This window comes from Pantoea sp. 1B4, assembly GCF_016925765.1.
In the GTDB taxonomy this organism is placed as follows: domain Bacteria; phylum Pseudomonadota; class Gammaproteobacteria; order Enterobacterales; family Enterobacteriaceae; genus Pantoea; species Pantoea agglomerans.
This window is the reverse complement of record NZ_JAEUWZ010000001.1, coordinates 2,937,433-2,960,500: the sequence shown is the minus strand read 5'-3', so window position 1 is coordinate 2,960,500 and position 23,068 is coordinate 2,937,433. Positions and strand designations below refer to the sequence as shown.

Below are 23,068 nucleotides of genomic sequence, written 5' to 3'. Positions count from 1 at the left end.
TGCAGGACTGAAGATCCAGTATCCACCAACATTATGGCGAGAGTATGGCAGCGTTGTCCAACGCCAGGAGTTGTCTTATCAATCGGCTACGGGCAACATAGCGGCTTATTTTGGCCTGCTAGCGGAACCGCATGAGCGCAAACCACATTCCTGTCCAATTCAGCGATCGTAAGCGTCGTGCCGTTGACCGTCTGACACGCCGGCTGGTCACCTGCTGTGGCGTGGCGATCCTGCTATTGATGCTGCTGCTCTTCTGCTGGCTGATTGGCGTGGTATTACCGCTGTTTAATGCGCCGGGCCTGCAGATTGCGGCCAGCCAGCAACTCTGGGATCGTGCGCCAGCATTAGCGATTGGCAATCAGGGGAAGGTCGGCTGGCGCATCAGCGAGCGCGGTGCGGCGCGTTTTATTCCGCTGGATGGTCAGCCTGCGGAACCGGCACTGGCGCTGACCCCGCCGCCCGGCGAAATAGTGCGGAGTGCCGATGAGCAGACGCTACTGCTGAATATGCAGGGTGCGCTGACACTGATGCAGCCAACCGCCGACCAGCAGTGGCGTTTTCCGCTGGGAGATAAACCTTTTCATCTGCCCGATGGCGCAGTGACGAAGATGGCGCTGGCGACGCGCCATGCGGGTCAGTGGCGTATAGCCGCACTCACTGAGGCCGGACTCCGGGTGCTGACGCTCGGCACCGATCGCCAGGCCTCGGTTATCCCGCTGCCGCAACGCCAGCTGGATCTGCTGGCGCTCTCGCCTGCCGGCGATCTGCTCTACACCACCGAAGGCAATCTGCTGCGGGTCTGGCAACTTGACGATGACCGTGCACTATTGCGCGAAACGCACACCCTGCCGCAGCGGCCAAAAAAGTCTGCATCTGCTGGTGGGCGGCACAAGCCTGCTGATCCAGGATGGCAGCGGTATCACGCAGTGGTTTGCTATCGCCAGCGAACAGGGGCCGCGCCTGCAGCGCATTCGTACCTTTGCCAACAGCGACGGCGAGACCATTCTGGTGACGGAATCACAACGCCGCGTGTTTGCGACGCTCAGCAAACAGGGGCTGTTGCGGCTGTTCGCCAGCAAGCAGAATGGCCCGATACTGCAGCGTCAGCTGGAACCTGGCATTGTGCAGGCGCAGTTTTCGCCACGTGGCGACAGCCTGCTAATTGAACGGGCGGGAAGCTGGCAGACCCTGCGGCTTGATAATCCGTGGCCGGACGTCACCTGGCGCAATTTCTGGCAAAAAATCTGGTATGAAAATTATCCCGGACCGGACTGGATCTGGCAATCGACCGCGGCGGGTGACAGTTATCAGGCCAAGTTCAGCCTGATGCCGATGGTGATGGGTACGCTGAAAGCGGCGAGTTTAGCGCTGCTGTTTGCCACACCGCTGGCGCTGGCGGCGGCGATGTACACCGCCTGGTTTATGGCGCCAGGCCTGCGACGCTGGGTTAAACCGGCAATCGAAATGATGGGCGCGCTGCCGAGCGTAGTGGTGGGGCTGATTGCCGGGATCTGGCTCGCGCCGCATATTGGTCAGGCGCTGGTAGGTGTGCTGCTGCTGCCGCTGACGCTGGCGGGCACGCTGCTGCTGTGCGGCGTATTCAGCGCGCGTTTACCGCCGCGCTGGCGTCAGCCGGGTCGTGAAGTGCTGATTCTGCTGCCGCTGTTGCTGCTGGTCACGCTGCTGACGCTGTGGCTGCCCACGCTGTTGATACCGGATGCGGGCGACTGGCTGCCGCATTACGAACAGCGCAATCTGCTGGTGGCCGCGCTGGCGATGGGCTTTGCGCTGGTACCGCTGATCTTTACCCTCTCTGAGGATGCGCTGTTCAGCGTGCCTGCTGCACTGGGGCAGGGCTCGCTGGCACTGGGCGCGACGCCGTGGCAAACCCTGACCCGCGTCGTGCTGCCGGGTGCTTCCGCCGGTATTTTTGCCGCCCTGATGATTGGTCTGGGGCGTGCCGTAGGAGAAACCATGATTTTGCTGATGGCGACCGGCAACACGCCGCAAAGTGAAGGTGGCTTGTTCAGCGGCCTGCGCGCGCTGTCCGCCAATATCGCCATTGAGATGCCGGAAGCGGCGGCGGGGAGTGCCCATTATCGCGTGCTGTTTCTTAGCGCCCTGATGCTGCTGCTGTTTACGCTGGTGATCAACACGGTTGCCGAGCTGATCCGTCAGCGGCTGCGCCAGCGCTACAGCCAGCACGAGGAGCAGGCATGAAAGCGATGCGACAGAACGATCGCTGGCGCTGGCTAACCGCCGGTGCCGTAGCCGTCTGCCTGCTGGCCTTTACGCTGCTGATTGGGTTACTGGCCTGGCAGGGGGTGCGCGCTTTCTGGCCGCAGCGCGTCGATCTCTACACGTTTAGCCAGCCTGAAGGGGGCGAGACGCGGCTGCTGGGTGAAACCCTGGAACATCAGCGGCGCTTTCCGGCCCCGGCAGATGAGCAGGGCAACAGCGGCGGACAGGTTAATCGCTATCTGATCAAAACCGGTAACCGTGACTGGGACGCACCCGATTTCCGGGTGGTTTACAGTCGCACGGCGGCGCAGGTCAGCCAGCCAGCGGACATCATGGTGCTGCAGCGCCGCAGCCACGGTCAGGCATACGGCTGGTTTGTCGGCCTGCGTGAGGATAATGAAGAGCTGACTGCGCAGGATCCCGATGCACTGCTGCATCAGCGGCTCGGACAGGTGCAGATGCTGGTGCGGCAGGCTAATCAGATTCGCCGGGTCAATATGGCGCGCCTCAACAGCCAGCGTGAGCAGCTTGATGAGCAGGCGGCCACAAACCGTGCTGACGGGCGCTTTGATCTGCAGGCCGAGTCAGAATATCAGGCCAATCAGGCCGCTTTGCAGCGCCGTTTTAATCAGCTGAGCGAGACACTGGCTTCGCTGCAACAGCAGAGTCAGCGCGATCTGTTAATCCTGCGGGATGTGCATGGCACCGAACATGCGATCCCGCTGACCGAAATCGTTGACAGCTGGAAGCCGAACGCGATGACGCTGACCGGCAAAACGCTGCATTTTCTGCATCAGCTGTGGCGTTTCGTCAGTGATTCACCCGCTGAAGGCGAGAGTGAATCCGGGGCGTTCCCGGCGATCTTTGGCACCGTGCTGATGGTGCTGCTGATGTCGGTGGTCGTGATGCCGCTGGGTGTCATCGCCGCCATCTGGCTGCATGAATATGCCGGACGCAATGCGCTGACCAGACTGGTGCGCATCGCGGTGGTCAATCTGGCAGGCGTTCCTTCAATCGTCTATGGCGTATTTGGTCTGGGCTTCTTTGTCTGGCTGGTGGGCGGAACGATAGACCAGCTCTTCTTCGCCAGCGCGCTGCCCAATCCCACCTTCGGAACACCTGGTTTGCTGTGGGCGTCGCTGACTCTGGCGTTACTAACGCTGCCGGTGGTGATTGTGGCGACCGAAGAGGGACTATCCCGCATTCCCAACAGCCTGCGGCAGGGATCGCTGGCGCTGGGCGCGACTCAGGCGGAAACCCTGTGGAACGTGGTGCTGCCGATGGCGGTGCCTGCCATGCTGACCGGCCTGATTCTGGCGGTGGCGCGTGCCGCTGGTGAAACCGCGCCGCTGATGCTGGTTGGCGTGGTAAAAATGGTGCCGGAACTGCCCGTCGACGCGGTGTTTCCTTATCTGCATCTGGATCGCAAATTTATGCATCTGGGCTTCCAGATTTACGATCTGGCGTTTCAGAGTCCGAATATTGAAGCTGACCGGCCGCTGGTGTTCGCCACCGCGCTGCTGCTGGTGCTGATTATTCTGTCGCTTAATCTGCTGGCGATGGGCCTGCGTCACCGTCTGCGTGAACGCTATCGCCTTATGACTCAATAACAGGCTATGACTATGACGTCCGACACGGATATCGCGCTGACCGTTAACCAGCTGTCGCTGTGGTATGGCGAGCGCCAGGCGCTGCAGGCTATTTCGCTGCAGGTGCCGAAAAACAAGATTACTGCACTGATTGGTCCCTCCGGCTGTGGCAAATCGACGTTGCTGCGCTGTTTTAATCGCATGAATGATGTGATTGATCATTGCCGGGTCGAGGGTGAGGTGTTGCTGGGATCGCAGCCGATCCTGCGACCCGAGCAGGATCTCTCGGCGCTGCGTCGTCGGGTCGGCATGGTGTTTCAGCGCCCCAATCCTTTTCCAAAATCGATCTATGAAAATGTGGTCTACGGGCTGCGCTTACAGGGTGTACGCGATCGGCGGGTGCTGAACGAAGCCTGTGAACGTGCGCTGCGCGCGGCGGCGCTGTGGAGTGAGGTCAAAGATCAGCTTTCACAGAATGCGCTGACGCTCTCTACCGGACAGCAGCAGCGGCTGGTGATTGCCCGCGCCATTGCGATTGAACCGGAAGTTCTGCTGCTGGATGAGCCGACCTCCGCGCTCGATCCCATCTCAACGCTGGTGATTGAAGAGCTGATGACTACGCTCAAGCAGCATTTCACACTGGTGCTGGTGACGCACAACATGCAGCAGGCTTCTCGCGTGTCAGATTACACCGCGTTTATGCATCAGGGCGCGTTAGTGGAGTTTGATGAGACTGACCGTATCTTTACCGCGCCAAAACAGCGACGGACCGAAGATTATATTACGGGGCGCTACGGTTAAGTCAGTAACGGGAGCAGAGCAGGTTGTTATGTCAGACGGCTCAATGGTTCCCTGAGCCTTTACCCCGACCGCCAGCACTTCAGGGGAAGCCCCGGCTTCCCCTGTCGGGTCAGTCGTTAGCATAACCCTGCGGCGGCAGCGGTTCGCCATCCAGCCAGGCCTTGCCGTCACGCATCGCCAGACGACCCTCAACAAACCAGCCGATTACCATCGGATAGATGGCATGCTCCTGATGCTGCACCCGCTCCGTAATCTCCGCTTCGCTGTCGCCGGGAAAAACCGGGACTTTGGCCTGCAGGATCACCGGACCTCCATCCAGCTCGTCAGTGACGAAATGTACGGAGGTGCCATGTTCGCTATCGCCATTTTCCAGCGCCTGACGATGCGTATGCAGACCCGGATATTTCGGCAACAGGGAAGGGTGGATATTCAGCAGGCGATCGTGAAAATGGGCCACGAACGCGCTGCTGAGAATGCGCATATAGCCGGCCAGCACAATCAGGTCTGGACTGTAGGCTTCGATTTCAGCGATGAGCTGGCGATCGAAGGCTTCGCGGTCAGTGAAGTCGCTGGCGGCAAGCGAGTGGGCAGGAATACCTGCCTCCTGCGCCCGCGTCAGGCCATAAGCGGCGGCGCGGTTGCTGAATACGGCAGCCACGCTGCCGTGAATCCGCCCGCTTGCACAGGCGTCAAGGATGGACTGAAGGTTACTTCCGTTGCCGGAAATCAGTACAACCAGCTTTTTCATCCGTTGATGACCACACGCTCTTCGGCATCAGACGCTTTAATCACGCCAAGCTTCCAGGCTTTCTCGCCCGCAGCCTGCATCAGCGCAATCGCGTTGTCCGCGTCTGCCGGACTCAGGGCGATGATCATGCCGACGCCGCAGTTAAAGGTACGGTACATCTCGAAACGGCTGACGTTGCCCGCCTGCTGTAACCAGCTGAAGACGGCCGGCCACTGCCAGCTCTTCTCGTCGATCACCGCCTGAGTGTTATCGGGCAGCACGCGCGGAATATTCTCCCAGAAGCCGCCGCCGGTCAGGTGTGCGATAGCGTGCACATCGACCTGCTCAATCAGGCTCAGGATATTTTTCACGTAGATGCGGGTCGGTTCCAGCAGATGATCGGCAAGCGGTTTGCCTTCCAGCTGTTCAGCCAGCGGATCGGTGTTGCTGACTTCCAGAATCTTACGCACCAGCGAATAGCCGTTGGAGTGCGGGCCGCTGGAGCCGAGGGCGATAAGTACGTCGCCATCCTGCACCTTGCTGCCATCAATGATCTCTGACTTTTCCACCACGCCAACACAGAAACCGGCCACATCGTAATCTTCACCGTGATACATGCCTGGCATCTCAGCGGTTTCACCGCCCACCAGCGCACAACCCGACTGCAGACAACCTTCGGCGATGCCGGTGATCACCGCAGAGGCGGTATCCACATCCAGTTTGCCGGTAGCGTAGTAGTCGAGGAAGAAGAGGGGCTCGGCGCCCTGTACTACCAGGTCGTTGACGCACATCGCCACCAGGTCAACACCAATGGCATCGTGACGTTTGAGATCCATCGCCAGACGCAGCTTGGTGCCAACGCCATCGGTGCCGGAGACCAGCACCGGTTCACGGTATTTCTGCGGCAGCGCGCAAAGCGCACCAAAACCGCCCAGTCCACCCATCACTTCCGGGCGACGCGTCTTTTTCACTACGCCTTTAATACGGTCAACCAGAGCGTTACCAGCATCAATATCAACACCGGCGTCTTTGTAACTGAGAGAGGTTTTGTCGGTCACTGCGAGGTCCCCACGCGAGTTGCGGTTGGTGGTTTAAAATAAAGCGCGGCAATTCTATCAGTGCAGGCAAACGTTTGCGAGTCCGGGATTGCGCATCGGGCGATTTTCATTAATCCTCTATTTGTCCCGTTAAAACCCGCGGCTTTGCGCAAGAGCAGGTGGCGCGGAGCGTAAAAGGCGGTATAATCCCGCGATTTTTTTTTAGCTCAACTCATTCCGGGAGAACACCAATGAAGATCGTGGAAGTCAGACACCCGCTGGTCAAACATAAACTGGGCTTGATGCGTGAGCATGATATCAGTACAAAGCGTTTTCGCGAGCTGGCGTCTGAAGTGGGCAGCCTGCTGACCTACGAAGCGACCGCCGATCTGGAAACAGAGCGCGTAACCATTGAGGGCTGGAACGGCCCGGTAGAGATCGATCAGATCAAAGGCAAAAAAATCACGGTGGTGCCGATTCTGCGTGCCGGCCTGGGCATGATGGAAGGGGTGCTGGAGCACGTTCCCAGCGCCCGTATCAGCGTGGTGGGTGTTTACCGTGATGAAGAGACACTGGAGCCGGTTCCCTATTTCCAGAAGCTGGTCTCTAACATCGAAGAGCGCCTGGCGCTGGTCGTCGATCCTATGCTGGCGACCGGCGGTTCCATGATCGCCACCATCGACCTGCTGAAGAAAGCGGGCTGCACCAGCATTAAAGTGCTGGTACTGGTTGCCGCACCAGAAGGGATTGCCGCGCTGGAGAAAGCGCATCCTGACGTTGAGCTTTACACCGCGTCAGTGGATCAGGGACTGAATGAGAAGGGTTACATCATTCCCGGGCTCGGCGATGCCGGGGACAAGATTTTCGGAACCAAATAAATCGCACAGCCGACCAGAGAGTCGGCTTTTTTTTGGCAAAAAAAGATCCCCGAACGGGTTTGGTGTGTCTGCGAGGCTCACCGGCGTGCCTGCTGCTGTGCCAGAGCCGCGCGCCCTGGGGGATAAATAACACAAGGGGATAAATGATGACTCGTCGCGCCATTGGCGTCAGTGAACGACCGCCGTTACTGCAAACCATTCCACTCAGCCTGCAACACCTGTTCGCCATGTTTGGTGCCACGGTACTGGTACCGATTCTGTTCCACATCAACCCGGCGACGGTGCTGTTATTCAACGGCGTAGGCACGCTGATCTACCTCTTTATCTGTAAAGGCAAAATTCCCGCTTACCTCGGTTCCAGTTTTGCCTTTATCTCGCCAGTACTGCTATTGCTGCCGCTGGGTTATGAGGTCGCGCTGGGCGGATTTATCCTGTGCGGCGTGCTGTTCTGTCTGGTGGCGCTGATTGTCAAACGCGCGGGCACCGGCTGGCTCGATGTGATGTTTCCCCCGGCGGCGATGGGCGCGATTGTCGCCGTCATCGGTCTGGAGCTGGCGGGTGTTGCCGCAAATATGGCAGGTCTGCTGCCCGCGGAAGGCAGTGCGCCCGACAGTACAACCGTGCTGATTTCGCTGGTCACGCTGGCAGTGACGGTATTCGGTTCCGTGCTGTTTCGTGGCTTCCTGGCGATCATCCCGATTCTGGTCGGGGTGGTGGCGGGTTATCTGCTCTCTGCATTTATGGGCATCGTTGACTGGAGCGGCGTGGTCAAAGCCCCCTGGTTTGCGCTGCCAACCTTCTATACCCCGCGCTTTGAGTGGGTGGCGATGCTGACGATCCTGCCTGCGGCGCTGGTGGTGATTGCCGAGCATATCGGTCATCTGGTGGTCACCGCCAACATCGTAAAGAAAGATCTGATTCGCGACCCTGGCTTGCATCGTTCGATGTTCGCCAACGGCTTATCAACGGTCATCTCCGGCTTCTTTGGTTCAACGCCTAACACCACCTACGGCGAAAACATCGGTGTGATGGCAATTACCCGCGTCTACAGTACCTGGGTGATTGGCGGCGCGGCGATTCTGGCAATCCTGCTCTCCTGTGTCGGCAAACTGGCGGCGGTGATCCAGGCGATCCCGGTACCGGTAATGGGCGGCGTGTCGCTGCTGCTGTATGGCGTGATCGGCGCATCCGGTATCCGGGTGTTGATCGAATCCAAAGTCGATTACAACAAAGCGCAAAATCTGATCCTGACCTCGGTGATCCTGATCATCGGCGTCAGCGGTGCGAAGGTGCATATCGGTGCTGCAGAGCTGAAAGGCATGGCGCTGGCGACAATCGTAGGGGTTGGATTAGCGCTGATCTTCCGTGTGATCTCACTGCTGCGCCCGGAAGAAGTGGTGCTGGAGGCTGAAGAATCGCGCGAGCCGTGATCGCAGCAAGCCTGACAGGATCGGGGCAGGGACGCCCCATTCATCTCTTTCTGAAAACTGTGTTAGACTTCCCCCGATTTTTTGCTTGTTCTCTTGCTGAGGTGCTTCTGAACACGCCGGCACAATTGTCATTGCCACTCTATTTACCTGACGATGAAACCTTCTCCAGCTTCTGGCCGGGGGAAAACCCGTCGCTGATTGCCGCGCTGAAAGGCGCTCTCAACCAACAACATGGCAGCTATCTCTACTTCTGGTCACGCGAAGGCGGAGGGCGGAGCCATTTGCTGCACGCCGCGTGCGCCGAGATGTCAGCGCGCAGCGAAGCGGTCGGTTACGTTCCGCTGGATAAACGCACCTGGTTTGTACCGGAAGTACTGGAAGGGATGGAGCAGCTGTCACTGGTCTGCATCGATAACATCGAGTGCATTGCAGGCGAGCCTGAATGGGAAATGGCGATCTTCGATCTCTATAACCGTATTCTGGAAACCGGCAATACGCGCCTGTTTATTACCGGCGATCGTCCGCCACGCCAGCTTAATCTGCAATTGCCCGATCTCGCCTCGCGGCTGGACTGGGGGGCAGATCTATCGCCTGCAGCCTCTCTCCGACGAAGATAAATTACAGGCGCTGCAACTGCGCGCCGGGTTACGCGGATTTGAGCTGCCGGAAGATGTGGGACGCTTCCTGCTGAAGCGACTGGATCGTGAAATGCGCACCCTGTTTGATACGCTGGATCGGCTTGATCGCGCCTCGATCAGCGCCCAGCGTAAACTCACCATTCCGTTTGTGAAAGAGACACTCGGCCTTTAAAACAGGTCGAGCACCGCTTCGGGCGGACGCCCGATCCGCGCCTTGTCGCCATTGATCACTATCGGCCTTTCAATCAGCACCGGATGTTCCAGCAGCGCACTTTCGCTTTTGTCGCTGAGTGCCAGTTCGCTATAGATCGCCTCTTTAGTCCGCATCAACTGCTGTGCACTCTGCATTCCCAGTTTCTGTAACAGGATTTGCAGCGTCTCGCGATCGGGCGGCGTTTGCAGATAGAGCACCACTTCCGGCTCTATCCCGCGGGCGTTCAGCAGTGCCAGCGTCTCGCGGCTCTTGCTGCAGCGCGGGTTGTGGTAAATCGTCACCATCTCAGACTCTCCTTTATTCGCAGCGTGAATGCTCAACCTTTCTGATATTGCTTAAAGCGCTGTTGTAACTGGCGCAGCTGATCGATACGGGCATCGTAGCGCGCCTGTTTCAGGCTGCCGAGCGGCACCTGTGCGCTGGCGCTGCCAAGCGCGGTGATCGCCTGATCGAGCTGGCCATTCAGCGCCAGACTCTCTGCCCGCGCCGATAACTCTTCATCATTCAGTCCCTGCTGTGCAGACGCCTGGGCCAGCAAATCCCAGCCGTTGGGATCATCTTTATTAGCCCAGGTGTAGCGATTCAGAATGCGGCTGGCATTGGCATACTGTTTCGCTTCAACGTAGGCATTGGCCAGGTTGAGCTGCACCACCGGGCTGTTTTTTGCACTGGTGGCGGCGCTGAGCAGGGCGATCGCCTGTTGTGGCTGATTCAGGCCGATATCGATATCTGACATAAGATCCAGGAACCAGACGTTATTCGGCTGTTTCGCCAGCAGCGGCGTCATAATCCGCTTCGCATCGGCAAAGCTTTTCGCCTGCAAAAACTGTATGGCTTTGCCATATTGTGACGCCAGCTGCTCACGAGAATTGCCGCTGGCATACTGGCTCAGCAGTTCGTCGGTGAGCTGATTACGCCCGGTGGAGTACATGCCCAGTGAACGCACCTTTGCCAGATAGAAATCTTCTGTAGATTGCACCACCACCGGCCGCATCTGGTTAGCGCGGTTGCGGGCATCCGCCAGACGGCTGTCAGGCAGGGGATGCGTCAGCAGAATTTCAGGAGGCTTCGAAGAGAAGCGGCTCTGATCGGCCAGCTTCTGTAAAAAGTTCGGCATCGCCTGGGGATCAAACCCGGCGCGCTGCAGTACCTGAATTCCGATGCGGTCAGCTTCCTGCTCATTACCCTGGGTAAAACTGATAATCCCCTGCTGAGTTCCCGCCAGGGTGCCGGTCAGTGCTGCCATGCCCGCCTGCGGATTGGCCATCGCCAGCAGAATTGAGCCCAGCGCACCGACCCATGTCAGTGGCGCATTGCGCTTTTGATCTTCCATTGCGCGCGCCAGATGGCGCTGGGTAACGTGTGAGATCTCATGCGCCATTACTGACGCCAGCTGGCTTTCATTTTCGGTATAGCGGAACAGCGCTGAGTGCAGCACCACGTTGCCACCAAAAAAAGGCAAAGGCGTTGAGCTCATCGTTCTGAATCAGAAAGAAGTGGAACGGGGTTTTCACTGAGTCGGCATGCGACACCAGTCGCTGACCCAACTGATTAATATACTGATTAAGCAGCGGATCATTGATCAGCGGCGCACTGGCACGCAGCTGGCGCACATAAAAGTCACCCATCTGCAGTTCCTGATTAATCGACAGCGTCGAACCGGCCGTAGTGCCAATATCGGGAAGTGAATCACTGACATCGGCATAAGCAGGTGACAGAGTAGTGAAAATGAGCGTCGGAAGGAGCGCGGCGATCAGCGTTTTCTTTAACCGGTTCAACATGCCTTAATCCTGTAGAGAGGCCCTGAAAATGGACAGGTGCGCAGCGGGAATGTTCCATTTTTCGCAGATAACGACGGTTCGTGACTATCTTAACCAGAGCATCAAAAGAATGAAATGTCGTTTTCTGGCAAGCGACCGACGTAATTTGTGCAAGATCGCCCATTTTGACGAAAAAAACTGAACATCCTGCCAACTTAAACCGCGGTTAAACGAATAAAAACCGGCGGAGTATCGCCGGGTTTGTGAGCGGTTAAGTAACGCCTTATTCATTTATTCCCAATGCGCTTCGGCAGAATAAAGCAGAATCTGCTGCCGCGCAGATTTAGCCTGTGAGCGGATTTTTTTAAAGTTATGTAAATTCACTCAAAAAAACTGACTATGGCATGAGTTTTTCCAGGTCTACTCTGAAAAAATAGCCCTCTCTGAGCCGTGAATCTCCTCTTCGCCATTGATAAATTAAATCGTAGCTCCCGCCTTTATCCTGCTTATTCCAGCTACGCCTGGCTGTTATTTATTGCTGTTAATGTCACAGGAAGTGAAAAGAGCACAAAGAGTCAGGTCCATTCTAATTAAGACCTTTTTTTCCTCATAATGAAACTTTTCGATTAATACGGAAGGTGAATAATTTCAGCAGTTATCAGCCGCGCGCTGACCTGAATTTACGCAGGCGAGAATTATGCCTGCGCTGTGATATAGATAGCCGACCTGATTCAGTCCTGAATCTGCCAGACATTATTTGCCGGAGAGAAGTGTTATGCGTTCAGTTGTTTCATACGCGTTAATCGCCATTATTGGCGGAGTCGTTGGCGCGGCTGTCACACAGAGTGGCGAGATTTATGACAAAGTGACACGCCATTTTGCAACCGAGCCACAGGAAGCCCCGGGATTCTGGAGCACACCAGCGATTGAAGGTTACGGCAAAATTCATTATGAGCCCGACGCCGCGTTTAAACCGGTGGCGGGCCTGAGCAATAAAATTGTTTTCCAGATTACCCGAAGCGATGGCGCGATGACCGCGCCCAATCTGGGACTGGAGCGTGTGGCGCGCGTGGTGAATTTATATATCGCCTCCGGCATTCCGGCCGATCAGCTGAAGTTTGTTGTTTCGGTCACCGGCGATGCGACGCCCGCCATGCTGGATAACGCCCATTTTAAAAAGTTTTATGGCATCGAAAATCCAAACCTGAAGCTGATTAATGAGCTGAATCAGGCGGGAGTGAAAGTCTCGGTCTGCGATCAGTCCGTGGCATTCCATCACTATCCCAATAACTGGATTGATAAATCTGTGGTCCATGCGCTTTCCAGTCCGACCACCGTATCAACCCTGCAAAACCAGGGATACGCGTGGCTGGCAATGTAATTGATGTTTTAAACGATCGGGAGAAGAGTTAATGCGTCCAGCAGCTTTAGTGGTGATGGCAGCCGTAGCGGGATTTATCGGAGGCAATGTTTTACAGTTGCCGGAATTATTCGATAAGGTCAGCGGAAAAATGGCGGATAATAAATCCGAACCTGCTGATTTCTGGAGTACGCCAGCGATTGAAGGCTACGGCAAAATACATTATGTCGATACGCCTGCATTTAAACCCGGCACGACAGCGGGCCTGAGTAATAAAATAGTATTCCAGATCAACCGCAGTGAAGGGGATATTCGTAAGCCGAATCTCGGTCTGGAGCGCGTAGCGCGCGTCACCAACCTCTATTATGCGGCGGGTGTGCCACTCGACCAGCTGAAATTTGTGGTGTCAATTAACGGCGACGCGGTTTCATCAGCGCTGAATAATGACCAGTTCAGCAAAGCCTACGGCGTCGATAACCCGAACCTGAAGCTGATCAGCGAGCTGAAAAAAGCGGGCGTTCAGGTCACTATCTGCGATCAGTCAGTGGCGTTTCATCAGCTTGAGCGCAACTGGATCGACCCGATGGTCACTCACACCATCTCCAGCGGCACCACCGTTGCGACCCTGGAAAACAGCGGTTACGCCTTCCTGATGCTTTAATTCCCCCCACAGCGGCGTCACTGCCGCTGTCACCTGCCAGTCAAATTCCTGTGATGCCCCTGTCATAGAACGCCGCTAGTGTTGTCGCAATGAGATCGATATCATCGACAATACACAAGGCAGTCATGACCGATTTAATCAGCGTAGCCAGACTGGCAGGGGTCTCCCGCGCAACCGTTGCGCGCGCCTTTTCTGACCCTCATCTGCTAAAACCGGGCACGCTGCAAAAGGTGCTTGCCGCCTCGGAACAGATCGGTTTCCGTCCGAATCATATTGCCCGTCAGCTCCGCACCCAGCACTCCACCACGCTTGGCGTCCTGTTGCCTTCACTGCTCAATCCGGTTTTTGCCATGCAGTTACAGGCGATGGAGCAGCAGGCTCGTCTGGCGGGATATGGGCTGCTGGTAGCAACCAGTGATTATCAGGCTAAGCGGGAAGCGGCCATTGTCGAACATATGCTGCACCAGCGTGTCGCCGGTCTGGTACTGACGGTGGCAGATGCCGACAGCAGTGCGCTGCTGCCGACACTGGCGGCGGCGAAGATGCCCTTCGTGCTGACCCACAACGTACCGCAACAGCACGAATGGCCCGCGCTGTGCGTAGATAACCGCAAAGCCATTGCCGAAGCGACCGCCCATCTGGTGTCACTGGGCCACCGCCACATCGTGATGGCTGCGGGTCCTATGCAGCAATCTGACCGCGCCCGTCTGCGATACCTCGGCTACTGCGATGCCATGCAGCAGGCCGGTCTGACGCCGCAGGCGATGATTGAGATGCCCAGCCATATCCAGTCCGATTTCCATCCGTTGCTGCCGCTGATTAATGCACCTTTGCCGCTGACGGCGGTGATTTGCAGTAACGATCTGCTGGCTATCAGCCTGCTGGGTGCCGCTGCGCGTGCCGGCGTCAGCGTTCCGAATCAGCTCTCCGTGATCGGCTTCGATGGCATTGAGCTGGGCGAACAGCTTTCACCTTCACTGGCCAGCGTGGTGCAGCCGATTGCGCTAATGGGCGCGCGCGCCATTGACCTGCTTCTGAATCCCGTCGGCGGTAAAACCCATCTGCTGGCTCATCATTTACGTCTCGGGGAGAGTGTCGCCCCGGCATTTCATGGCTCTTTTTCAGGGGAACATCATGTCATTCACCGTTAACTTCAAACCTATCGCCAGCGCTGCGCTGCTGGCCGGATGCACGCTTGCCTCATCGTGGGCGCAGGCGGCAGAAAATGCTATCTGCTACAACTGCCCGCCAGAGTGGGCCGACTGGGCGACACAGCTCCAGGCGATCGAAAAAAACGACGGGCATTCATGTGCCGCAGGATAATAAAAATTCGGGTCAGGCGCTGGCGCAGCTGGTCGCCGAGAAAAGCAATCCGGTCGCCGACGTGGTCTATTACGGCGTCAGCTTCGGCATTCAGGCAGTCAGCGCAGACGTGGTCAGCGCTTACAAACCGGCAAACTGGGATCAGATCCCGGCAGGCATGAAAGATCCTGCTGGCAAGTGGATGGCGCTGCACTCCGGTACCATGGGCTTTATGGTCAATGTTGATGCGCTGGGTGGCGCGCCGGTGCCGCGTTCCTGGGATGATCTGCTGAAGCCGGAATATAAAGGCATGGTGGGTTATCTTGATCCGGCCAGCGCCTTTGTGGGCTACGTTGCAGCCGTCGCGGTGAACCAGGCGAAGGGCGGCAGTCTTCGTGACTTCACCCCGGCCATCAACTGGTTCAAAGCGCTGCAACGCAACCAGCCGATTGTGCCTAAGCAGACCGCCTATGCCCGGCTGATTTCAGGCGAAATCCCGATTCTGATCGACTACGACTTCAACGCCTATCGCGCCCGCTACAAAGATCACGCCAATGTGGAATTTGTGATCCCCAGCGAGGGGACGGTCACGGTGCCTTACGTCATCAGCCTGGTGAAAAATGCGCCGCATCCGGCCAACGGTAAGAAAGTGATCGATTTCGTGCTGTCAGACGCCGGTCAGGCGATCTGGGCTAATGCCTGGCTGCGTCCGGTCCGGGCGGGCGCGATGTCACCCGAAGCGAAGAAATATTTTCTGCCTGACAGCGACTATGCGCGCGCTCACACGGTGGATTATCAGCAGATGGCCGACGCGCAGAAGAGCTTCTCCGCCCGTTATCTGAACGAGATCCGCTGATGTCACTCTCAGAGATCAATCCGTTTGCTGCTGGCGACTCAGTTCGCCACCGCCTTCGGCCGCTGGGGGCAAACTGGCCGTGGATGCTGCTGCCTGCGCTGCTGTTCTTTGCTGCCTTCTGGCTGTTGCCGTTTGCTCGTCTGTTGCAGATCGGTATGACGGAAGATCGTACAACTCACCACAGCGGCTACTGGACGGTAATCAGCCAGCCGCAATATCTGCAAAGCCTGCTGAATACCGTGCTGCTCTCGGCAGCGGTCACGCTGGTGACGCTGCTGATTGCTGCGGTGGTGGGCTGCTTTCTGGCACGGCAGCGCTTTACCGGGCGAGGCACGCTGCTGGCGCTGCTGACCTTTCCGCTGGCCTTTCCGGGTGTGGTGGTGGGATTTCTGATGGTCATGCTGGCGGGGCGTCAGGGTGTTCTGGCGCAACTCAGTCTCAGCCTGTTTCATGAGCGCTGGGTCCTTGCTTATTCGCTCAGCGGCTTATTTATTGGCTATCTCTATTTTTCGCTGCCGCGCGCCATCGTGACGCTGGTGGCGGCCAGTGAAAAGCTGGACCGTTCGCTGGAAGAGGCCGCCCGATCGCTGGGTGCCAGCCAGTGGCGCATCATCATTGACGTCATCATTCCTGGGCTGAAACCGGCGCTGCTCTCCTGCGGCGCGCTCTGTTTCGCCACCAGCATGGGCGCCTTTGGCACCGCATTTACCCTTGGCACAGAGCTCGCGGTGCTGCCGCTGACCATTTATGGCGAGTTCACTAATTACGCCAACTTTGCCACCGCAGCGGCGCTTTCGGTGGTGATGGGGGGCGGTAGCCTGGCTGGCGCTGATGCTGGCGAACGGACTGGCTGCCCGCCGTAAGGAGAAGACATGAAACGCCGGGGGCTGTTCTGGCTGCAGGTGGTGATCACCAGCCTCACCGCGCTGTTTATGATTGTGCCGGTTGTGCTCTCGATGCTGGCGGGCGTCACGCAGAACTATTTCACTGGCCTGCGCAGCGGCCTGACGCTGAAGTGGGTGGAACAGGTGTGGCAGATGTATGCCGACACCTTCTGGCTGTCGCTGCTGATCGCTCTGAGTTGTCTGGCGGTGACGGTTATCGCTGGCGTGCCGGCCGCCTGGGGCTTACTGAAATCACCGTCACGCTGGGCCAGCCGCATTGAGGAGTGCCTGATGCTGCCAGTCGCATTGCCGGGCCTCGCCACCGCTCTGGGCATCATTCTGCTCTATGGTCAGTTCAGCGCGTTGCGCGACAGCTGGCTCTTCATCCTGATCGGCCATGTGCTCTTTACCTTGCCCTTTATGATCCGACCGGTGCTGTCGGTGATGCAGGCAATTGATCTGCCGCGCCTTGAAGAAGCCGCCGCCAGCCTGGGGGCGGGCTTCTGGCGCCGCTTCTTTACCGTGGTCGTCCCGAACTGCCGCAACGGCATTCTGGCGGGCGCATTTATGGTGATCACCCTGTCGGTGGGGGGAGTTCAACATTACCTGGATGCTGCACACGCCACTGACCAAAACCCTGCCGGTCGGTCTGGCCGACAGCTACACCTCGATGCGGCTGGAAGTCGGGTCCGCCTATACCCTGATCTTTATTATGATGATTTTACCGCTGCTGCTGTTGCTCAACGCCTGTAATCACTGGCTGGAACGGCAATCTTCGCGGCAGCAGAGAGAGGAAACCGTATGAATGAGGCCGTCAACGTGACGCTGCGCCACTGCTCGCGTCGCTTTAATCAGCAGGTCGCGCTGCATCCGCTCGACCTGCAGGTTCACGCCGGTGAAACACTGGTATTGCTGGGGCCGTCAGGCTGTGGCAAAACCACGCTGCTGCGTATTATCAGCGGCCTGGATAGCAGCGATCCCCCGGGAGAGATCTGGTTTGACAAGCGTAACGTCACCGCGCTGCCGATTGAGAAACGCAATGTTGGCATGGTGTTTCAGAACTACGCGCTGTTCCCGACGCTCAACGTGGCGCAGAACGTCGCCTATGGTCTGAAGGTGCAGGGCGTGCCACGTGCCGAGCGTGATGCGCGGGTCGCGGAGATGCTGGCACTGGTTGACCTGACACATCTGTCCCACCGGGCGATTGATAAATTGTCCGGCGGGCAGAAGCAGCGGGTGGCGCTGGCACGTGCGCTGGCCGCCCGGCCTAAAGTTCTGTTGTTCGATGAGCCGCTGGCGGCGCTTGACGCCAGGCTGCGCGATCGGCTGCGGCTGGAGATCGGCGCGCTGCTCAAGCGGCTGGCGATCACCGCGGTTTACGTCACCCACGATCAGCAGGAGGCGATGGCGCTGGGCGATCGCATCGCGGTGATGGAGCAGGGCCGTCTGGTGCAGTTGGATACTCCGCAGGGAATTTATCAGCGCCCGGCCTCCCGCTTTGTGGCGGATTTTGTGGGCGCCATAAACTGCATTGCGCACGATCCCGACGGTCATCCCCTGCGTTTTTGCCGCCCGGAAGATGTGCTGCTGGCCGACGACACCCGCTATGCCCAGCGCGGTGTGGTGGTGAGCAGTACGTTTCTTGGCGCCTCGCAGCGCTTACTGATCGATATCGGGCTGGATAACCCCATTCAGGTCGAGCGTCATGCCCGCGAAATCTGGCAGGCGGGACAGCGCATCAGCTGGTCGCTGACCTGCCAGGCCGCGCTGGAATTTAGTTGCTAAGGAGTCTGTTGTGTCTGTTCAACCCACGGTCATCGCGCAAATCAGCGATCTGCATATCAAGGCTTTTGGTCGTCTCTCTTATAAACAGGTCGATACCCATGCCGCTTTACTGCAGGTTATCGATACCCTTAACGCGCTGCAGCCGCGCCCCGATGTGGTGGTGATTACCGGCGACCTGGTCGATTTTGGCAGGCCGGAAGAGTATCAGACGCTGCGCGAAGCCCTGCAGCGCCTCCAGTTGCCCTTTTATCTGATGGCGGGCAATCACGACGATCGCGAGGCACTGCGTGCTGCCTTCCCGGATCACACCTACCTGCAGGCGGGACCAACCCTGAACTGGCAGCTTAGCGTGGGCGGCGTCAGGCTGCTGGCCCTGGACTCCAGCGTACCGCAACAGCCGTGGGGGGGAGGTGGATGAGCAGCAGTTGCAATGGCTGGATCAGGCACTGCGCGAGGCCGCGGATCAGCCCACGCTGGTGATGCTGCATCATCCCCCCTTTTGCCTGTGGCATTGCGCATATGGATCGGCAACGGTTACGCCATCCTGAGGCACTTGAGGCGATCATTGTCCGCCATCCGCAGGTTGAGCGGGTGCTTTGTGGTCATCTGCATCGCAGCCTGCAGACCCGCTTTGCCGGAACCCTAGCCTGTGTCGCACCCGGCGTGTCGCATCAGGTGGCTCTGGATCTGCATCCGGAGGGGCCGGCTCACTTTATTCTGGAGCCGCCCGGCTTTTTGCTCCATTGCTGGCAGCCAGTGCAGGGAATGGTCACGCATCAGTGCGCGATTGGCCACTTTTCGGGACCCTGGCCATTTTACGATAGTCAGGGGTTAATCGATTAGTGCCAGCTAAATCTGTATTAAGCGGGGTGATATTTGTCTTAATGCTGCTCAAAAATGCCGACACAGTGTAGACTTAAGCCCGGCTATCAGGGCTTCTGGCACACATTAAAAAAATAATCAGGCATTCACGACATGACACTCTTCTCCGGGGCGGCGACGCCATGTTAAAGCTCTTTCGGCCCAAGGCCGACTTGCGCAATCTGATCGCCCTGCTGGTGATTGTCAGCATTGTTATCACGCTCGCGAATACGCTCTACGCCACCTGGCGGGTGCAGCGCCAGGTGCTGATTGACACCACGCTTGAGGCTAACCGGGCCTATGCCGCCAAGCTGGCCTCAACCAGTGAAATCTTTTTTCAGCTGGCGCAGTCACAGTTGCACTACAGCGCCAATCAGCTAAGCCGTGACTTTAATAATGAAGGACTGCTGAATAGCGAAGTCAATCGTCTGCGTGAGCAGACTACCAGTTTCAACTCGGTGGCCGTGGTGGATGAGCAGGGCGCGATCAAAGCGATCTCGCCCGAATCCCTGACGCTGAAAGGGATGCGTGTCACCAGCGACGCCTCCCGCGAAGCGCTGACGCTGCGGCAGCCGATCATCAGTAAACCGACCCTTTCTGCAGCCAATAATCTGCTGGTGTTTGTCTCCTGGCCAATCTGGAGTCCCGATGGCGACTATCTGGGCTACATCGGCGGCACGATCTATCTGAAGAAAAAAAGCATTCTGAATGCGCTACTGGGTGAACAATTCTACCGTGATGGCACCACGGTCTATGTGCTCGACAGTAATAATGAGGTGTTGTATCACCAGAATCGTCAGCTGATTGGTAAAGTTCTGCCCGCCATCGTCAGTCCGCGTGACGAGCAGACCAATGGCTCGCTGATGCTTGCGGGTGCAGGTGAGTCGACGCAGCTGGCGGGCTATGCCGTCGTCCCGACCACCGGCTGGACGGTGGTAGCGCTGAAGCCGATTAACGTCACGCTGAACCCGCTTTCAGGCCTGTTAATGAAAGTCCTGAAAAACTCGGTGCCGTTCGCACTGCTGACCCTGCTGGTTGCGTTAGGGCTGGCACGGCTGATTGCCCGACCACTGTTCCAGCTGGCCCGCAAAGCCAGCCGTATGGATGCGCAGGGCGTATCAAAAGAGATTGGCGGCATCAGTGCCTGGTATTTTGAGGCGGCGCAGGTCAAGCGCGCGCTACTCACCGGCATCGGACTGGTGCAGGACAAAATCGGTCGTCTGAGTTCGGAAGCCCAGACCGACCCCCTGACTCAGTTGCTGAATCGGCGTGGTCTTAATGCGGTACTGGAGTACTACCGCACGCTACGTCAGCCTTTCTCGGTGCTGGCGCTGGATATCGATCACTTTAAAAACGTCAACGATAGCTGGGGCCACGATGTGGGCGACCGGGTGATTCAGCAGGTGGCGAGCACGCTGCGTGCCAGCGCCCGTCAGTCTGATGTGGTGTGCCGCAACGGCGGAGAGGAGTTTCTGATGCTGCTGCCGGGAACGGCGCTGGATGAGGCGCAGATTATCGCCGAGCGCGTGCGACTGGGCATTGCAGAAGCCTGGCTCACCGACGTGGGTCGCATTACCTTGTCTATCGGCGTCGCGGCATGGAATGGTTCGCAGGATGTCGGGCTGGAAGGCAGTTTAAAACAGGCGGATGCGGCGCTCTATGAAGCGAAAAATGCCGGGCGCAACTGCGTTATCGTGGCCGCCGCGTAATCGCGTTAACTCACAGTGTTTCGCAACGGCAGGATAAAAACGGGCGGGGAAGAGGCAGCTAAGCAGGGCGCGGCGTTAAGGCTACCGCGCCCCTCAACATCAGGCTGACTTGACGTAATCCAGCACCATGTCGTGGTGATTCGAGGTCTTGAAGTTATCAAACACTTTTTCGATCCTGCCCTCGGCATCTATCAGGAAGCTGATGCGATGAATGCCGTCATAGGTTTTCCCCATAAACGTTTTTTCACCCCAGACGCCAAACGCCTGGCAGACTTCATGGTTTTCATCGGAGAGCAGGGTAAAGTTCAGCAGCTCTTTTTCGACAAACTTTGACAGTTTTTCCGGTTTGTCGGTGCTGATGCCCAGCACTTCCACGCCCGCTTTTTTCAACTCATCCATGTTGTCACGCAGACCGCACGCCTGCACGGTGCAGCCTGGTGTCATCGCTTTCGGGTAAAAGTACACCAGAACGCGCTGTCCCTGGAAGTCGGTCAGATTCACGTGTTCGCCGTCCTGATCGGGCAGGCTAAATGCGGGTGCAGTATCTCCGGCTTTCAGTGGATTCATTACATCTCTCCATTTTCTTATTCAGGCTGTGGGTAATACACCATCCGGTCAGAAACGGCCAGAGGGAAAATTACCATCAGGGGGTATTTCACCACATAGCCGGTCACCTTTCAGTGGCAGTAATGTGGAGAAATAACTCCGGTTAATTGACCAAAGCTTAGCGTACCGCGCTGACAGATTCGCTGCTGTCGGCATCTGACACACTGTAAAGGCGCAGCGTTCCCTGAGCATTCAGCTCCTGACACAGGGTATTAAACGCCTGCTCAAACGGGGTGCCACTGGTTCGCGTCGGACTGTGAGCGGTCATTTGAATATAGAGCGTAGGTGGCAAATTGTGTTGCGCTGGCGTGATGCGCGACACCAGTTCGGCCACATTCATCTGATGCTTATCGATAAGATCGGTAAAGCGTTCAATAATATGCGGCGAATCAGCCACCTCAACCTGAATGAACGCGGTGTCGGGCATCGGCGGACGGAGCCGGGCATTGGTGCGCTTCATGACGATCAGCAGTTCCAGCTCTGCCCCTTTCAGTGGCAGGGTCGATTCAATCAGTGTGATCGCGTTCCAGCTGCCCGACAGCAGCATGATAAAGGTGAACTCATCCCCAAGCATGGCAAGACGGCTATCTTCAATATTGCAACCGCAGCTGCTGACGTGTCGGGTAATGGTGTTGACGATACCCGGACGGTCAACACCGAGCGCGGTGATCACCAGATGATGGGGCTGAGATTGCGGCAAAATGGCTTTTCCTCTGCTTTCGCTAATAACCATAAGGTAAACATAAAAAAAACTGCTGACAAGCGCGGGAATGGCGTGGCTGGCTTGCTTTTCCCTAAGTGTAAAACGTACCATGAAGCACTTGTTTGTCGAGGGGATCGCCAATGTTTACGGGAAGTATTGTTGCACTCGTTACGCCAATGGATGACAGCGGTAATGTCTGCCGGTCGAGTCTGAAAAAACTGATTGATTATCACGTCGCCAGCGGCACCGCGGCGATCGTTTCCGTCGGCACCACAGGCGAATCTGCTACCCTGAGCCATGAAGAACATGGTGATGTGGTGATGCTGACCCTGGAACTGGCCGATGGCCGTATTCCGGTGATTGCCGGAACCGGGGCAAACGCCACTGCTGAAGGCATCTCTCTGACTAAGCGTTTTGAAAATTCCGGCGTTGTGGGTTGCCTGACCGTGACCCCATATTATAACCGCCCGACGCAGGAAGGGCTGTTCCAGCACTTTAAAGCGATTGCGAATAGCACCAGCCTGCCACAGATGCTGTATAACGTTCCTTCGCGTACCGGTTGTGACATGCTGCCGGAAACCGTTGCCCGCCTGGCCGAAATCAAAAATATTATCGGAATCAAAGAGGCAACCGGGAACTTATCGCGGGTTAGTCAGATCCAAGAGCTGGTTAATGAAGATTTCATTCTGGTGAGTGGCGATGACGCAACTGCGCTGGACTTTATGCAACTGGGCGGTAAAGGCGTTATTTCGGTGACGGCCAACGTGGCTGCGCGCGAAATGGTCGAACTGTGTCAACTCGCACAGCAGGGCAATTTCGTCGAGGCACGCCGCCTGAATCAGCGTCTGATGCATCTGCACCAGACGCTTTTCTGTGAACCCAATCCTATCCCGGTGAAATGGGCTGCGAAACAGCTAGGATTAATCGCTAACGACACGCTGCGTCTGCCAATGACGCCACTGACTGCAGCCGGCCAGCCGAAAGTGGAGCAGGCGCTGGTGAAAGCGGGTTTGCGATAATTTAGGG

15 protein-coding genes and 7 pseudogenes are annotated in these 23,068 nt (G+C 57.4%); 16 read left to right on the top strand and 6 right to left on the bottom strand.

What is annotated here, in order from left to right:
- Positions 1-131 precede the first annotated feature (131 nt).
- From JNO11_RS14250 to pstB, 3 genes and pseudogenes are all read left to right on the top strand, one after another.
- Positions 132-2,220, top strand: a pseudogene (locus tag JNO11_RS14250) (ABC transporter permease subunit).
- Entirely contained in the window at positions 2,217-3,851 is a 1,635-nt protein-coding gene (gene pstA / locus JNO11_RS14245) for a phosphate ABC transporter permease PstA (protein WP_325177440.1), read from the top strand. Before JNO11_RS14250 ends, pstA begins: the two are co-directional and overlap by 4 nt.
- Positions 3,852-3,857: 6 nt before the next feature.
- Positions 3,858-4,631 (top strand): phosphate ABC transporter ATP-binding protein PstB, encoded by a 774-nt coding sequence (gene pstB, locus JNO11_RS14240; RefSeq protein ID WP_022624137.1) that lies wholly within the window; start codon positions 3,858-3,860, stop codon positions 4,629-4,631.
- A gap of 109 nt (positions 4,632-4,740) precedes the next feature.
- Here pstB and purN read toward each other — a convergent pair whose 3' ends face one another.
- Together purN and purM are read right to left on the bottom strand one after the other, a co-directional pair.
- Positions 4,741-5,379, bottom strand: a complete 639-nt coding sequence (purN, locus tag JNO11_RS14235; protein WP_033788088.1) for a phosphoribosylglycinamide formyltransferase — start codon at positions 5,377-5,379, stop codon at positions 4,741-4,743.
- Positions 5,376-6,416, bottom strand: coding sequence for a phosphoribosylformylglycinamidine cyclo-ligase (purM, locus tag JNO11_RS14230; RefSeq protein ID WP_010671337.1), 1,041 nt, complete (start codon positions 6,414-6,416; stop codon positions 5,376-5,378). The genes purN and purM overlap by 4 nt, the downstream gene beginning before the upstream one ends.
- 230 nt (positions 6,417-6,646) lie before the next feature.
- Here purM and upp point away from each other — a divergent pair, with 230 nt between their 5' ends.
- The 3 genes and pseudogenes from upp to hda all read left to right on the top strand — a co-directional run bounded on the left by upp (position 6,647) and on the right by hda (position 9,513).
- Positions 6,647-7,273, top strand: coding sequence for a uracil phosphoribosyltransferase (gene upp / locus JNO11_RS14225; RefSeq protein ID WP_009088774.1), 627 nt, complete (start codon positions 6,647-6,649; stop codon positions 7,271-7,273).
- A gap of 146 nt (positions 7,274-7,419) precedes the next feature.
- Entirely contained in the window at positions 7,420-8,703 is a 1,284-nt protein-coding gene (gene uraA / locus JNO11_RS14220) for a uracil permease (RefSeq protein ID WP_010671338.1), read from the top strand.
- Positions 8,704-8,810: 107 nt separating this feature from the next.
- A pseudogene (hda, locus tag JNO11_RS14215) lies at positions 8,811-9,513 on the top strand (DnaA inactivator Hda).
- On the opposite strand, the gene arsC reads toward hda, so the two are convergent.
- Together arsC and JNO11_RS14205 are read right to left on the bottom strand one after the other, a co-directional pair.
- Positions 9,510-9,839, bottom strand: a complete 330-nt coding sequence (gene arsC / locus JNO11_RS14210; protein WP_325177439.1) for an arsenate reductase (glutaredoxin) — start codon at positions 9,837-9,839, stop codon at positions 9,510-9,512. The pseudogene hda and the gene arsC sit on opposite strands and share 4 nt — an antisense overlap.
- Positions 9,840-9,871: 32 nt before the next feature.
- Positions 9,872-11,336 (bottom strand): annotated as a pseudogene (locus tag JNO11_RS14205) (M48 family metallopeptidase).
- 754 nt (positions 11,337-12,090) lie between these two features.
- Here JNO11_RS14205 and JNO11_RS14200 point away from each other — a divergent pair.
- The 9 genes and pseudogenes from JNO11_RS14200 to JNO11_RS14160 all read left to right on the top strand — a co-directional run bounded on the left by JNO11_RS14200 (position 12,091) and on the right by JNO11_RS14160 (position 20,733).
- Positions 12,091-12,696 (top strand): DsrE family protein, encoded by a 606-nt coding sequence (locus JNO11_RS14200; protein ID WP_010671340.1) that lies wholly within the window; start codon positions 12,091-12,093, stop codon positions 12,694-12,696.
- Positions 12,697-12,727: 31 nt separating this feature from the next.
- On the top strand, positions 12,728-13,336 hold the full coding sequence (locus tag JNO11_RS14195) for a DsrE family protein (protein ID WP_010671341.1): 609 nt from the start codon (positions 12,728-12,730) through the stop codon (positions 13,334-13,336).
- Positions 13,337-13,461: 125 nt separating this feature from the next.
- Positions 13,462-14,487: a substrate-binding domain-containing protein gene (locus JNO11_RS14190; protein ID WP_325177438.1), complete on the top strand. Its 1,026-nt coding sequence runs from the start codon at positions 13,462-13,464 to the stop codon at positions 14,485-14,487.
- Positions 14,471-15,494 (top strand): annotated as a pseudogene (locus JNO11_RS14185) (ABC transporter substrate-binding protein). Before JNO11_RS14190 ends, JNO11_RS14185 begins: the two are co-directional and overlap by 17 nt.
- Positions 15,494-16,370: pseudogene (locus tag JNO11_RS14180) on the top strand (ABC transporter permease). The pseudogenes JNO11_RS14185 and JNO11_RS14180 overlap by 1 nt, the downstream one beginning before the upstream one ends.
- Positions 16,367-17,183: pseudogene (locus JNO11_RS14175) on the top strand (ABC transporter permease). The pseudogenes JNO11_RS14180 and JNO11_RS14175 overlap by 4 nt, the downstream one beginning before the upstream one ends.
- Positions 17,180-18,163, top strand: coding sequence for an ABC transporter ATP-binding protein (locus tag JNO11_RS14170; RefSeq protein WP_325177437.1), 984 nt, complete (start codon positions 17,180-17,182; stop codon positions 18,161-18,163). Before JNO11_RS14175 ends, JNO11_RS14170 begins: the two are co-directional and overlap by 4 nt.
- 10 nt (positions 18,164-18,173) lie before the next feature.
- Positions 18,174-19,006, top strand: a pseudogene (locus tag JNO11_RS14165) (phosphodiesterase).
- A 161-nt stretch (positions 19,007-19,167) separates the two neighbouring features.
- Positions 19,168-20,733 carry a sensor domain-containing diguanylate cyclase gene (locus JNO11_RS14160; protein ID WP_010260020.1) on the top strand — a complete coding sequence of 522 codons (1,566 nt, stop codon included), beginning with the start codon at positions 19,168-19,170 and terminating at the stop codon, positions 20,731-20,733.
- Between the two features lie 99 nt (positions 20,734-20,832).
- On the opposite strand, the gene bcp is transcribed toward JNO11_RS14160, so the two are convergent.
- Both bcp and JNO11_RS14150 read right to left on the bottom strand, forming a co-directional pair.
- On the bottom strand, positions 20,833-21,300 hold the full coding sequence (gene bcp / locus JNO11_RS14155; protein ID WP_010260016.1) for a thioredoxin-dependent thiol peroxidase: 468 nt from the start codon (positions 21,298-21,300) through the stop codon (positions 20,833-20,835).
- Positions 21,301-21,457: 157 nt separating this feature from the next.
- A complete protein-coding gene (locus JNO11_RS14150) occupies positions 21,458-22,039 on the bottom strand; it encodes a glycine cleavage system transcriptional repressor (protein WP_010260011.1) in 582 nt (193 codons plus the stop codon).
- 143 nt (positions 22,040-22,182) lie between these two features.
- On the opposite strand from JNO11_RS14150, the gene dapA reads away from it, so the two are divergent.
- Positions 22,183-23,061, top strand: a complete 879-nt coding sequence (dapA, locus tag JNO11_RS14145) for a 4-hydroxy-tetrahydrodipicolinate synthase (protein ID WP_010260008.1) — start codon at positions 22,183-22,185, stop codon at positions 23,059-23,061.
- Positions 23,062-23,068: the final 7 nt, after the last annotated feature.